Origin of the sequence: Pantoea sp. EKM101V (assembly GCF_011800325.1) — a bacterium.
GTDB classification, from domain to species: domain Bacteria; phylum Pseudomonadota; class Gammaproteobacteria; order Enterobacterales; family Enterobacteriaceae; genus Pantoea; species Pantoea anthophila.
The window spans coordinates 731,061-745,362 of the sequence record NZ_JAALFP010000001.1; the positions used below are offsets into that span (position 1 = coordinate 731,061).

The following is a 14,302-nucleotide window of genomic DNA, read 5'->3' on the forward strand; positions in this document are numbered from 1 at the left end:
GGGACGAATAGATCATGTTGCCTGAAATTATTTCTTATGCTCGCCAGGTCACACTGGTGGGTGATTCGGGAATTCAGTTTATGGATTTCGGTTTAACCCTCAAATCTCAGCCCGCGGGCGAATTTGTTAAACTCGCCAACGGCGTACTGACGCGTTTGATTTACAACGAACCCCGTGACTATCATTTCTACCAGCCGACACCGGACAAGATTGAAAAGGCGAAAAGCCAATATGACATTCCCGTCGCGCAAAGTCTTAAATTGCTGGATGGCACCTGGTTGCCGCTGCCTCTTTTCCGTTTTAGCTTGCCCAACATTTACCAGGAAGGACCGCTGAACTGGGCACGTTTTCGTATTGTAAAGCTGTCTGAAAAAGATATGGATGGTCACACCCATCGCATGACACTGGCCGTTGATACCCGCATCATGGCCAAACAACAATCGGCAGCTGACCTCAGTCCTAATCATGAAGATGTGAATGCCGGTGCAACCTTTGCGGTGGCTACCGCGACTTACGCGCTCAACTGGTACTTAACGCAAAACTGGGTGAAAGATTGGCTAGTCGACGCGTTCAATGATGCGAGCAAAGGCCGGGATCTCGATGAACGTGAGGATGAAATAGCCCAGCAGTATCCGCTGGCCCACTATCTCAATCTGCTTTCACTCATGGCCGAGCCGCTTGAAGGTCTGCAAGCGGAGACAGAAGCTGCTATCGCACTGCCGCAGTTTAAGGTGGTCGCCAATCGTGAAGTGAACGCTATCAAACCGATTCCTGTCGATCTGATCCTTGATGTCGGCAACTCCCGTACCTGCGGTATTTTAATTGAGGATCACGGACAGTCTGGATCGGGCCTCATGCACAACTATGTGCTAAAACTACGCGATCTTAGCGCGCCTGAACAGGTTTATACCGACCCTTTTGAAAGTAAGGTTGAGTTCTCACAAGCCTCTTTTGGCAAAGATATTTATTCCGTACGCAGCGGCCGCCATGATGCTTTTCAATGGCCAACCATCGCCCGTATTGGCGGGGAAGCGAGCCGCTTAGCCTCACGCCGTCGAGGAAGCGAAGGATCTACAGGCTTATCCAGTCCAAAACGTTACTTGTGGGATGAAAAATTCTATGGCCAAGGCTGGCGCTTTAACAGCGGCTCGGCGCAGGATAGTAACCCTCTCGCCACTGCTGCCCCCTTTGCCAGTTTAATCAATGAAAAAGGCGATGCCCTGCATACCATCGAAGATGAGATGGATCGCATTCCGGTATTTACACCGCGCTACTCTCGCAGCTCCCTGATGACCTTTATGTTAGCGGAAGTGTTAACTCAAGCCATTAGCCAGATTAACAGCCCCGAACAGCGCATTCGCGAAGGGCATGCGGGTCTGCCTCGCCAGCTTCGCCACATTATTCTGACCGTACCGCCAGGTATGCCGATGGCGGAACGCTGCATTCTGGATGACAGAATGCGACAGGCCGTAGGCTTAGTCTGGAAGTCTCTACGCTGGTGCAGTGGTGAAAATGATCCTTATCTGGATGAAAAGGATGACCACAGCAAATCGAATATCAGGATCCCACTACCTAAAATCCGCGTAGAATGGGATGAAGCATCCTGTGCTCAACTGGTCTACCTCTATACCGAGATAAACCAGAACTTTGCCGGTCACCCGGAAATATTTTTCGAAACTCTGGGCCGTCCCGATCGTCATGATCGGGAAAAACTCACCATTGCCTCAATCGACATTGGTGGTGGCACTACCGATCTGGTGATTACGGATTATCGTCTGGACCGAAATGGGCTGTCCGGCGGTGGTGCAAATGTACATATCATTCCTCAGCAGCGCTTTCGCGATAGCTTTAAAATCGCCGGTGATGACATATTACTAGATGTCATCCAGTCCTATGTGATCCCCGCTTTTGAATTATCGCTGCGTGAAGCCGGTGTACGTTCGGTCGAGACATTAATGTCTCATTTATGCGGTGCGCAAAACATCAGTGCCTCAGAAGCGGTACTACGCCAGCAACTCAGCCTGCAGCTGTTTGTTCCGCTGGCGCTGCATATTTTATCCTGCTATGAGCAATACGATCCGCAGAATGAACAAACTCATTTGCTGATCAATCAGCGCGTAAATGAAATATTGCCCACAGGCAGTTTCAGTGCCGAAGTTGAGGGATTTGTGTCGCGGGAAGTGAAAAAGTCTGGAGGTAAGGATGGCTTCAGACTCACTGACATTACCCTGAACATCGCACTGACAAAAGTGCATAGCGATGTATGCTCAGGTAAGTTCAACATTGATAAAGTGCTTACTGCCCTGTGTGAAGTCCTCTCCTGTTATCACTGCGATCTCTTACTGCTAACAGGACGTCCCTCACAGCTTCCGGGCATTCAAGCCATTGTTCGTCGCAATTTGCCACTACCGCCAGGGCGCATTCTCGCGTTGCATGGATACCGGACCGGCACATGGTATCCGTTCCATAAAAATGGTCACATCCACGATCCGAAAAGCACTGCCTCCGTGGGGGCGATGCTGTCACAGCTCTGTGCTAATCACAGTATTCCTAATTTCCATTTTCGCATTTCGGCGTTGAAGCCTTATTCCACCATTCGCCATATCGGCACCATTGATATGGATAACCTGATTCACGATGCCGACGTGATTTATCGTCACATCACATCTGAAAACGGACAGATTACGTTGCCGGTAATTACAAATGAGGCAGGAGAAAGCACAACAGCCAGCATTGTGATGCGAGGGGATATGCGCCTGGGCTATCGCCAGCTGGATGCCGAGCGCTGGTCTGCGTCACCGTTATACACGCTGCGGTTCAGCGAATCTGGACGTGAAAAATTCTCAAAAGCTGTCTCTCCAGACGGTCAATCCCCGTATCTCAACGTCAGACTAACAATTGATAAAGACAAGGCTGCTCACAAATTGGGGCTGATCAGCGATCGCCTGACTATCGCTGATATCAGCAGCAACACCGATAAAACCTTTTCAAAGAAAGATTTAGAGCTGGAACTCAATACCATGCCCGATACGGGACTCATTGATAGCCGACACTGGCTCGACAGCGGGAGTGTGAAAAAATAATGAACAACCATCAAAATACCCTGCAGCAGGGATGGGCGGCTATCGCTCAGGGCTGTCAGGATGCGCTGAGTTGGGTGAATGACGTGCGAACCGGTTCTCGCCGACTGGATAACGAGGCCGATAAGCTCACGCTGGATCTGTTACGCACGCGTAATCTGGCAAACAGTCTTTCTCAGGTCTCTACCACACCGATGACTGTCGGTTTCTTTGGTATCTCGCAGGCGGGTAAGTCTTATCTGATCTCGGCATTAGCTGCGGGCAGCAATGGCGAACTGGAAGCACGCTACGGCAGTAAAGTGGTGAACTTCATCCGAGAGGTCAATCCGGTTGGCGGCGGCAAAGAGGCGACCGGGTTAGTCACGCGTTTCACCCGACATGCGCCAGAGGCACCAGAAGGTTATCCAATTCCGTTGCGTCTGTTCAGTGAAATTGACCTAGCAAAGATCCTCGCTAACACCTGGTTTAATGACTTTGATCATGAGCAACTGGATTACAAAATTGAAGAGCGCATTGAAGAGCGCCTGCGCCCCTATCTGCAATACGCAGGTCAACCGAGCGCAAATAACGGAGTAAGTCCTGAGGACGTGGTCGCTTTGTGGGATTATGTCAACGCCTCATTTAAGAATTCGGTTGGCACGCTCGAACACGCCTGGTTACAGCAGGCTCTGGCTATTGCTCCTGCTCTCAGCTCACATGAACGTGCCGAATTTTTCTCTCTCTTATGGGGCGAGCAGCGTGAACTGACAGAAATTTATCGTTCACTGGCTCAGGTGTTAGCAAAACTCAACCACGCCACAATGGTGTTTGCCCCGTTAGACACACTGACTGACCATAGTAACGGCAGCATCATGAATGTAGATAGCCTGAGCCGCCTTGGTTCCAGTCAGGATCGTGCTGTAGAAATTCGTTTCTGGCAGGAGGACCATCAGGTCGGAAAAGCTGTATTAACTCAAGCAGAGTTGGCGGCGTTGACCTCAGAACTGATTTTCCCGCTGGCAGATGTCGCTAACCCTAGCGTGACGGAGCAGGTCGATTTACTCGACTTCCCTGGTTATCGCGGACGACTTAAGCTTACTGACGTAAAAGACGCCGTTCAGGGTGGGCAGAATCCGGTTTCACAACTGCTGCTTCGCGGAAAGGTTGCTTATCTTTTTGAGCGTTATACCGACAACCAGGAAATGAATGCCTTAGTAGTGTGTGCCAGTTCGGTTAAGCAAAGTGATGTATCTGATGTTGGCCCTGTTCTCACGCGCTGGGTTAACAAAACGCAGGGCAAAAAAGCTGAGGAGCGGGGGAAAAACAACCCCGGCTTATTCTGGGCCATCACCATGTGTGATTTGCGCATTGCTGACAACCTTAAAAAAAGCGAAAGCCAGTTACAAGAGGCCTGGGAAGGCATGCTGCAGATGACCTTGCTGGAACGTTTTGAACAATATAGCTGGCTCACAGAGTGGTCCCCTGGCAAGCCGTTTAATAACTGTTTCCTGGTGCGCAAACCGGGAATGGAAACCCCTTTTCTGACGCTGGAAGATGGTTCCAATTCAGAAAGCGCGATAGAAGCAGGCATTTCTGAACGTCATCGCGAAGTGCTTGATACCATGGGCAGATTATTCAGCGCGGGCAAAAGAGTCTCTAACCATATTGCTGAACCACAAACAGCATGGCGTGAGATGCTTAAACTCAACGACGGCGGAATCTCGTATCTGACCGAAGGCCTGCGCAACGTTGCCAATCTGGAATATAAATTGCAGCGACTGCATGAGCAGTTAAAGCAGTGCCGGCTTGAGAAGGTCGATAAACATCTCGGTCGCTGGTACCAACATGATGGCGAAGGTCAACTTGTAAAAAAACAGGCGATTGCTAAAGAGCTGTGGCAGGGCCTTTCCGCCTCGCCGCAGAGTATGGGCGAAATCATCAGTCGTTTAGATCTCTCCTCGAATGAATTACGCAGTATCTATCTAAGCATTCGCGACCAGGATCCAGACCCGCAAGCTGGTGTGGAACAACGTCCGCAGAATGCATTTGCCGCGAGTTTGTTTGGCAGTAATCCGTTTGGCGAAGAGTCGGACGATGAACAGACCACTGCCACTGAACAGACGCCGGAACGCATCGGTCAGGATGACGAATTTGCCCATCGGGCTTTCAAAGCCTGGGTCGCTCATCTGAGGGAGCTTCCGAATCAAAACGCATATTGGCAGCAATTAGGGATTAAAAGTGAGGCAATCAATCTGTTGTGTGAAGAACTGATCACCGCCGCCACACGTCAGGATCTGGAAGGCACGCTCAAACGCGCGCTGGCCGGTCAGGAGCAGGCAGGAGCGCTGCGTCAGCAACTACTGGCACGACAGACTCTCCGTGCTCAGTTAGCGATAAGAGATTTTATTGCCTGGTTTGGCTACCTTGCGATGCCGGAATCACAAGTGCCCGAAAGCTATATCGGTGAAAAGAAGAAAGTCTTTGCCCGTCAGGTCTCCCTTGCCAGCGATGAATTACCGCAATTGCCCGCAGTCGCCCCACAGCCCGGAGTCACGTATATGGGCGATTGGTTGTCAGCATTAATGAAAATCACGCTGGATAACGCGGGCCACAGCGCTACGAGTGACATCTCCGCTGAACAAAACCAGAGACTCGGCCAGATTATTGGCAAGATGAAAGAAGAGAACCAGCCATGTTAGCAAAAATATTTCCCTGCCAACCTTCAGAGCCGGGTTTCGCACAATTGATGATTCGCCTGCGTGGCGAAGACGCCTTACTGTCAACACTGAACTTTACGTTGTGCAACAACGAGCAGAACTATCTGCAGCCTGACCGTAGCTGGAGCCCCGCACCCCATCTGTTTACCATCACGGGTGGTTATCCGTTCAATGGTGGCAGCGGTTTCCGTATTAGCCCTGACATACTTGATCCTTTGCTGGCAAGCACCAGCCAGGTACAGATTCAGGTACAGTTGCTCTCCGATGAAACCCGGAGTACGACACTGCAATTGGTTCGTGATGAACTGTTCTCTTCAGGTGCTCGAGGGCAAACTGCCGACTACGGTGGTAGCAGCGTGCTGGATACACCTGCAGCAGAATCTGAACGTACGCCTGCATCTGAAGTGGAGACAGGACCTGAGTCGATGCCACCCGAACCGAGTCGCGTGCCAGTGACACCGCGTCCCAAAGGTAATGCTTCGCTTATTCCGTTAATCGTTGCAGTTTTGCTGGTACTGCTAATTCTAGCCGCTGCGGCGTGGTGGTTCGTTGGACGAGGCCACACCACGCCACCAGCAGCAGAAAAACAACCGGAAACGCCAGTCGTTTCCGCCGCAGCCACACCTGCAGCAAGTGAGTGTTCCCCAGCCAATCTGGACAGACAGAGTGAACTCGAGTTCGTACAAAACTGCGTGCAACAAAAGCTCGACAGTGACAAGTTGCTGGCCATCATTCAGACAGCAAAAGAGACCAAAAAATGTGGTGTAGCTCAACGCCTTTATGCGCACAGCGCTCAAGGTGGCGATTCTAAAATCGCTCTCGCTTATGCCGCTGAATATGACCCGAAAGATCATAAAGCAAGCGAATGTTTTAAAACTCCAGACCCGGATACCGCCGCTTACTGGTATGACACCGTGCTACAAACTGATCCAGAAAACCAGAAAGCGAAGCAGCGTCTTGAGGAGTTAAGAAAATGATGACTAACCATTTTCTGCGGCTCGCCCTGCCGTTATGTGGTCTGCTTTTGACCAGTCAATTGCATGCAGCAGAGGGAGACAAACCCCTGTTGCAGGAAGGTAAGAAAACATTGTTCCAGCGCGTGTTAACCACACCGGGCTGTAAACTGGGCACCGAAGCGGGTGATGATAAGGGTCCGCTGCAACCCGCCTTCAGCAGCTTTTATGTTTATCAAAAAGCAGATATCAACGGGCAAAGCTGGGTAAAAGTGGGGCCAGATAGTTACGGCAAAACCATTGGCTGGCTACCTCAGTCCTGTACTGTGGACTGGAAAATGCAGTTAACGCTGGCCTTTACTAACCCGGCGAACCGTGACCGATTGGTGTTCTTCAAAGATAAAAAAAGTCTGGAGGAAATTCTCAATGCGCCGGATCCTGTTTCGATAGTGGCCCCGTTACGTGCCCATCTGAAACGTGACGGTCATGCTGAGGGGGTGTTAGCACAGGAACCAGAATACTTTGTCGATCTTCAAAAGCAGTTCTACCTGCTGCCGATTCTCAGTGGTGAAGAGGTGATGACAGAGAGCGGCTTTTACACGCGCTTGCTTAACGTCGCTTCTGTGAGCAAGGCGGATCCCAACGCAAAACCGGTCGACGATGTCAATCAGCTTAAAGGCTTTAACGCCTCAGTGGTTTTTGTTATTGATTCCACCATCTCGATGGGTCCGTACATTGATCGCACTAAAGAAGCGGTCAACAAAATTTATGACAAGATTAAACAGGAACATCTGCAGGAACAGGTAAAATTTGGTCTGGTTTCCTTCCGCTCAAATACTAAAGCTGTACCCGGACTGGAATTTACTTCAAAAATATTCGCCGACCCCAATCAGGTGAAAGATGGCGCAGACTTCCTGCAAAAAGTTGCCGGTCTGAAAGAAGCCACGGTATCCAGTTCTCTGGTCGATGAGGACGCCTACTCGGGTGTGCTTTCCGCGATTGATAACATCAACTGGCGTCCGTTTGGCGCGCGTTACATCGTCTTAATCACCGATGCGGGTGCCATCGATGGCAGTAACAAACTTTCGTCAACCGGACTTGATGCTAAGCAGTTGCGTCTGGAGGCAGGCAACAAAGGCATTGCCCTTTATACTCTGCACCTCAAAACCCCTTCAGGTAAAGCTGACCATGTGAAAGCAGAAGGTCAATATCGTGATCTTTCTAACTTTGACAGCACCCAATCCAATTTGTATCAATCCGTTGATGCGGGCGACCTGAATGCCTTTGGGAAACAGGTAGATACACTGGCAGCCGCTATTACCGATCAGGTCAAATCTGCCTATATGGGCGATGCTGCTATTGGCAGTGCGCTCTACTCTAAGGACGATAACAGGAAGTCAGGGCCTGAAGACAAATTGCTTGAAGATACTGCGCTGATTGGTCATGCCATGCAACTGGCCTGGTTGGGTAAAAAGAATGACACTCAGGCACCGCTGGTGTTCAAAGCGTGGATTAGTGACCGCGATCTTATCAAGCAGAACATCCCCACCACGGACGTCCGCGTTCTGCTAACCAAAGGTCAATTGAGCGATTTAAGCGATGTTGTAAGCCAGATCCTGCAAGCCGCAAACGAAGGCATGATTTCACCAAACAAAATGTTTGAGCGCTTGCGTACTGTGGCCGCGACAATGGGTGCCGATCCCAACCAACTCAAGCAACAGGACAACGCCAGAATCAACGATCTCGGTGTGTTAGGCGAATATCTGGCCGATCTCCCCTACCGCAGCGACGTATTGAATCTTGATGAAGAAACCTGGAAAAGCTGGGATGGCCTGTCTCAGGAGAAATTCATTCGCACCCTTTCAACCAAATTGCGTTATTACCAGAAATACAATGCGGATGTAGACCGCTGGGTGGAACTCGCCAAAGGGAGCGACCCTCGCGATCGCGTGTACCCAGTACCGCTGGAAATGATGCCCTGATGCTACACATCGATAATTTGTGTGTCGTGCGGGGTCGGGGAGATCAGTCGCACACCGTATGCCTGCCGCAGCTCAGTCTGCGGCCTGGCCAGGTGATGGCAGTAACCGGTGAAAGTGGCTGCGGTAAGAGCACGCTCCTTGAAGCGATTGGTCTGTTATTGCAGCCCGCCAGCCTCGGGCGATTCACACTGGAAACTGAAACGCTGCTCGATGTGGGCATCCTCCTTAGCCAAAATCAGCAAGCAGAACTGGCCGATATTCGCGCTCGCCATTTGGGCTTCGTGCTGCAAAATGGCGGTCTGCTTCCTTTTCTTAGCGTGCAGGATAACATCACCCTGCCCTGCCAGTTGCTTGGTAAAGAGGCGGACAGTGCGATGTTAACAAGGGTTATTGATACGTTAAAACTTGGCCCATTATTAAGCAAGCTTCCTGCACAACTCTCTTTTGGCGAAAGACAACGCACCGCATTTGCCCGGGCTATTCTGCATCGACCTGGACTGGTGCTGGCTGACGAGCCTACTGCTGCACTCGATCCTCACAATGCCCAGCACCTATTCCGTTTGTTTATCGATTTGGTGGCTCAGGAGGGCATGATGGCACTGGTTGTCTGTCACGACTGGCCTCTGGTCCAGCGCTTCAATCTGCCCTGTTTAGTTGCCCGTACGGGTTCAGGTAGAGCAGATCTGTCAGAGGATCAGAACCAAAGGGGGACTCACTTTGTTCTTTAACCGTACCCTGCTGCTAGGGCGTTTAGCACTGCAGGATCTATGGCACGATCGCATCATTTCATTTTGTATAGCTTCCTCCCTGGTTGCAGTCATCGCTCCACTGCTGCTGCTTTTTGGATTGCGGTTTGGCATTGTCAGTCAATTACAGAATGAGCTCGCCAACGATCCGCGTAACCTTGAAATCAAAATGTTGAGCAGCGGCAGCTATGGTCCCGAGTGGATAGAACAATTGCGTCTGCGTCCGGATGTAGGATTTGCCATTGGGCAGACGCGTTCACTGAATACGCTGGCAGACCTGCAAGTGGACAGCAGCCACTTTATTGAAAATGCTGAAGTGATCCCTACCGACGAGGGTGATCCCCTGACAGGTAGTCTCAGGATTCAGCAAGAAAATGAGGTGGTGCTAACGCAGGAAGCTGCACGAAAACTGGCGGTAAGAGCGGGTGATATCGTGACAATACGCGTCAGCCGACAACTCAATGAGCGCCAGGAGTGGGGGCGTAGGAGACTGGTAGTGGCAGGCATATTACCCGCCACATATTTTAATCGGGCAGCGATTTTTACCCAATCTTCTCTGCTGCTGACGCTTGAGCATTTCAGAGACGGTTACGCGACTCCTGAACTTGGGGTAAGCAGCGGGCAGCCGTTAAATTCCAATCCGCCACGTTATGCGCGAGCCAGGTTATATGCCAGAAGCATCGACCACGTTGCCAGCCTTGAGCGCGATCTGCGCGCACAACGTATCGAAACCTCAAGTCGACTGGCTGATATCGAAAATGTGAAAAGCATCAATCGCGTACTGGGGCTGATCTTCAATATTATTGCCGCCACCGCCCTGGTGGGTTGCATCGCTTCGCTTATCGGATCTTTTATCGCTAACGTCGATCGCAAACGCAAACATATTGCCGTCCTGCGGCTTTTGGGTTTTACCGGCCCGGCAGTGGCAGGTTATGTCATGGCGCAGGGCTGCCTGTTAAGCCTGATTGCCTATTTCGGAGGCTATGGCATTTACCTGATTGCCAGCCAGATTTTTAATCGGGCACTGGCAGCTAGCCAGGCGACAGATCAGATGCTGTGCAAAATTACCGTAACACACAGTCTGCTGGCCATGCTCATCACCGTGCTCGTAGCCCTGGTGGTTGCCAGTATTGGCGCCTATCGGGCCATCAAAATTGAACCTGCGCAAAGTCTGCGTGAGGTTTGATTGATCTTACCCACTTTTTAGTCAACGAAAGATTAGCGGAGAATGTTCGTGACCTTAACACCAGTCTCACTTCCTTACTGGTTAGCTCTCGGCCTGCTTGCCAATGCCTCTTTAGCCCTGGCGGAACCCTGGACAGAGAACACCTGGAATCCTAAACCCGATGGCGAAGATATTGTTCTGCCTATGCCCTGTGAAGGTTCAATGGCGTTCCGTCGGGTCGAAATCCCCATGGCAGGCCCACTTGATGATTTGCCGATCACTCTGGGTCAGGACAGCGGAGACTGGGGTGTCATTGAACACAGTTATCCTGCCTTTATCGCCGGTAGCTTCACGGATAAAAAGGCGAAAGGACGCTACTATCTGGTAGCCAAATATGAACTTACCACACTGCAGTATCAGGCTTTAACACAGGGCACATGCCCTACACCTTCGCGCAAACTCAGTTTACCCATGACAGGAATAAGCTGGTTTGACGCGGTGAGCGCTGCCGATAAATACAACCAGTGGCTGCGCAGCAATGCCATGGATAAGTTGCCAAAAGAAGACGGTGCTGCTGGTTTCTTACGTTTACCAACAGAAGTTGAGTGGGAATTTGCCGCGCGTGGCGGATTAAAGGTCAACAGCGCTGAATTTCGCGACCAGCATTACCCGATGGATGATATGAAAAACTTTGAGTGGTACTCAGGTGCTCAATCATCTAATGGCAGAGTGCAACTCATTGGATTACTGCAGCCCAATCCACTGGGTTTGTATGACATGCTGGGCAATGTGTCAGAGATGATGTTCAATCCATTTTATCTCAATAAGCTTAACCGTTTACATGGCCAGGCCGGAGGTTTCGTTGTGCGTGGCGGCAATTTTCTCTCAGGCCCAACAGAAATTCGCAGCGCAACGCGTAAAGAAGTGAATTACTATGATCAAGCTACCCCTTCCCTGAGCAAAAGCACTGGCCTGCGTCTGGTTCTGGTGGCCCCCACTATTACCTCAACAGATAAAGTTAAGCTCCTGGAAAAAAGCTGGGAAAACCTCGGGGCTGAAAGTCAGGCTAATACTCCAAAAGAGGACGGAACCAAAGACACGGTTAAAGCGCTGGGCACACTTGCGTCGGATGTGGATGATGTAGCGCTGAAGCAGAAGCTTAAAGACCTGGAAAATCAACTTCGTGCCAGTAATCAGAAACAACAGGAAGAACGCAATCAGTCGATTCGCGCCAGCCTGAACCTGGGTTCATTCCTCTGTACCAAATTACAGGATGATGGCCGCTTTCTCGATTTCTTAAACCATAACTACGAACTACTGTGCAAAAACAAAGACGCCAGTGACAAAAACTGCGTCATTCGTAAAACCAAGCTGGGTGAACAATCTGCCAGCCTGCAGCAACTGACAGGATACTATGCCAGCAGTCTGGTCGATGCGGCCACCCTGTATGGGAAAGAGGGGTTGCAGCATGAAGTCACTGTGTTTGATCAAATGCTCACGTTGAATAAACGTCTTTCAGGACTAAAGCCTTTCCTTGCCGCTCACTGGCAGAATCAGCAGAAGTATCTGGAGAATGGCAAGATTGATACCGCTGGCTGGCTCGAAAGCTGTAAACAAATCAACGCTCCGCAAGCCATCACTCAGGCTAAATAAAAGAGAACATCAAACCGACCATAAAGTTTAATAGCAACGCTAATATTCAGCCTGGGCTGGAATTCGACCTGCCAGGCTGAAGAAGTACAGTGCTATATCACTATCAGCAATATCGATAGCTTGTAAATCTGAGATGTTTGTTTACTCATATTCATGCTGGATAACGGTTTAATCTTTGCGTTTAAAGGGCTTGCGATAACAGCACACCAGCCGACAGCTCAAATGCGGGTACAGCACCACAAAAAAAGCCCCCTATTCTACCAGCAGTGATTTCAGCCGGCTGAGCCAGGCCTCCGTGTCGTTCAGCAGCGCACAGCTGAGATTTTCAATGGTCATGTGTTGCGCCATTGAGGCGCGGCGCAGCAGGCTGTAGGCATCATCCTCATCCAGCCCCAGCGCGTTCATCACCCGCAGCTGTGCGGAGAAGAGAAACTTACGCGCCCTAAGTCGCTCCTCCTGCCGCCGGAGCTGCGCGTCGAGCTGGCTGATGTGCGCGGCATGGTTGAGCGCCAGGGTAAAAGCGGTCATCACACCATCAAAGCGCACCGGTTTACGCATATAGCTGTCGATCTTCTGTTCAGCAATCCACTGCAAGCGCGAGGGCGTTTCAATGGCGGTAAGCGCTACCTTTGGCAGCGCGGGCCACGGGAGCGGGTTCGTGGGGTGAAACAGGGTGGAGTTATCCCCGTCGAACACCAGTAACTGCTGGTCAGCCAGCTGGCTCTCGTCCGGAAACACCGTACAGAACAGGCCCTCAATGCCTATGCGGCTGAACTGCTGCGCCAGATGGTGGTTATCACGGTCGGAACAGCCGATCACACACACTTTTAATCCGCGCATCTGTACGTTTTTTCGGCTCATTCGTCACCTCCGTGTGGCATGAGGCTCGCGAGATCCACCCTGGCCAGCCAGGGATCGGGTTTCACCGCAGCTTCCGCCTGCCAGAAACTCTCCAGCCTGCCGTTGTGGCATCGCGCCAGATGCGGGGTCAGCCAGCAGTGATTATTGTCGGCGTCGAGGCGGATCCGTCCGGCGGGCGAATCCATCTCATCCTGCAATACCGCATTGCGCACACCGTCCACATCCGCATTGCCGTGGCGTGCAATGGCTCTCGCCAGCAAATGTCCGGCGAGCCAGGCACTCTCGCTGTCCACTGACGGGGAAACCTGCTCACCAAAGCGCTGATGATAGCTGCTCAGAAAACGGTGGTTGGCGGCGCTGTCAATCGACTGAAACCAGCTGGCAGAAACCAGATACCCCTCTAACGCCTCTGCGCCAATTAACTGCACTTCTGGTTCACACAGCGTCAGGCTGAGCTTCAGCACCTCGTTTAGCCACGGCTGCTGCTGGCAGGCCTGGTGCCAGGCGCGATAAAAGCTGTAGGCGCTTTTGCCGACCATGGTATTCAGGAGGACTTTCGGGCGGCAGGCGATAATATCCGCGATTAACGCCTCCACGTTTTCGTCCCCCATCGGCAGTAATTTACTCTGCAATACGCTGCCGCCCGCGGGGATGACGGCTTCACGGGTCAGGCGATCCATCTCCCATGACCAGACATAGTTAGAACCAATGTGATAGATCTCCGCCGCCTGCTGCTGTAACAGCCAGCTGAGCATCGGCAGGATATGCTGGTTGGGACTGGCCCCCAGGTAAATCACGCTATTGCTGCTCTCAAACCCCTCATAGCGTGCGGAATGCCACAGCAGCGCGTTGGCACCTTCGATCAGTGGCAGAATGGTCTTACGCGCCGCAGACGTATAGCAGCCAATCACATGACGCACCCCGTGGCGATAGAGTAAGTCGTGGCAATAGTCGTAATAGAGATCCAGTGACCCCTGCGGATCGCGGATGACGGGCGCCAGGGTAAACGGATGGGCGGGATTGGCGTTGATCTCCTCAATCGCCAGCAGGATGCCGTTGAGCATCTCGCGCCCGATCACCGCATAATCCCCTGATACTGAATAGAGAATACCGACCGGAATAACGGGTTTCGGCAGCGGCTGAGTGGCAGTCATAATAGCTCCTGA

The 14,302-nt window shown here is 51.5% G+C and carries 9 protein-coding genes; 7 read left to right on the plus strand and 2 right to left on the minus strand.

Translation table 11 applies throughout. The annotated features are described in order from the left end of the window. Positions 1-14 precede the first annotated feature (14 nt). The 7 genes from HFD92_RS03540 to HFD92_RS03570 are packed head-to-tail and all read left to right on the plus strand — an operon-like array spanning position 15 to position 12,275. Positions 15-3,083, plus strand: coding sequence for a virulence factor SrfB (locus tag HFD92_RS03540; RefSeq protein WP_167428296.1), 3,069 nt, complete (start codon positions 15-17; stop codon positions 3,081-3,083). Beyond that, positions 3,083-5,758, plus strand: a complete 2,676-nt coding sequence (locus HFD92_RS03545) for a virulence factor SrfC family protein (RefSeq protein WP_167428297.1) — start codon at positions 3,083-3,085, stop codon at positions 5,756-5,758. The genes HFD92_RS03540 and HFD92_RS03545 overlap by 1 nt, the downstream gene beginning before the upstream one ends. After that, positions 5,752-6,753, plus strand: a complete 1,002-nt coding sequence (locus HFD92_RS03550; protein ID WP_167428298.1) for a hypothetical protein — start codon at positions 5,752-5,754, stop codon at positions 6,751-6,753. Before HFD92_RS03545 ends, HFD92_RS03550 begins: the two co-directional genes overlap by 7 nt. Next, the gene (locus HFD92_RS03555) at positions 6,750-8,711 is read left to right on the plus strand and encodes a vWA domain-containing protein (RefSeq protein WP_167428299.1); all 1,962 of its coding nucleotides are present in this window, start codon (positions 6,750-6,752) and stop codon (positions 8,709-8,711) included. Before HFD92_RS03550 ends, HFD92_RS03555 begins: the two co-directional genes overlap by 4 nt. After that, positions 8,711-9,439, plus strand: coding sequence for an ABC transporter ATP-binding protein (locus tag HFD92_RS03560; RefSeq protein ID WP_140925125.1), 729 nt, complete (start codon positions 8,711-8,713; stop codon positions 9,437-9,439). Before HFD92_RS03555 ends, HFD92_RS03560 begins: the two co-directional genes overlap by 1 nt. Next, positions 9,429-10,643 (plus strand): ABC transporter permease, encoded by a 1,215-nt coding sequence (locus HFD92_RS03565; RefSeq protein WP_167428300.1) that lies wholly within the window; start codon positions 9,429-9,431, stop codon positions 10,641-10,643. The genes HFD92_RS03560 and HFD92_RS03565 overlap by 11 nt, the downstream gene beginning before the upstream one ends. Before the next feature lie 48 nt (positions 10,644-10,691). Next, the gene (locus HFD92_RS03570) at positions 10,692-12,275 is read left to right on the plus strand and encodes an SUMF1/EgtB/PvdO family nonheme iron enzyme (protein ID WP_221412760.1); all 1,584 of its coding nucleotides are present in this window, start codon (positions 10,692-10,694) and stop codon (positions 12,273-12,275) included. A 252-nt stretch (positions 12,276-12,527) separates the two neighbouring features. On the opposite strand, the gene HFD92_RS03575 is transcribed toward HFD92_RS03570, so the two are convergent. Both HFD92_RS03575 and HFD92_RS03580 read right to left on the minus strand, forming a co-directional pair. Next, positions 12,528-13,136 carry an ANTAR domain-containing response regulator gene (locus HFD92_RS03575; protein WP_140028435.1) on the minus strand — a complete coding sequence of 203 codons (609 nt, stop codon included), beginning with the start codon at positions 13,134-13,136 and terminating at the stop codon, positions 12,528-12,530. Continuing rightward, positions 13,133-14,290 carry a transporter substrate-binding domain-containing protein gene (locus HFD92_RS03580; protein ID WP_167428302.1) on the minus strand — a complete coding sequence of 386 codons (1,158 nt, stop codon included), beginning with the start codon at positions 14,288-14,290 and terminating at the stop codon, positions 13,133-13,135. Before HFD92_RS03580 ends, HFD92_RS03575 begins: the two co-directional genes overlap by 4 nt. Between the last annotated feature and the right edge of the window lie 12 nt (positions 14,291-14,302).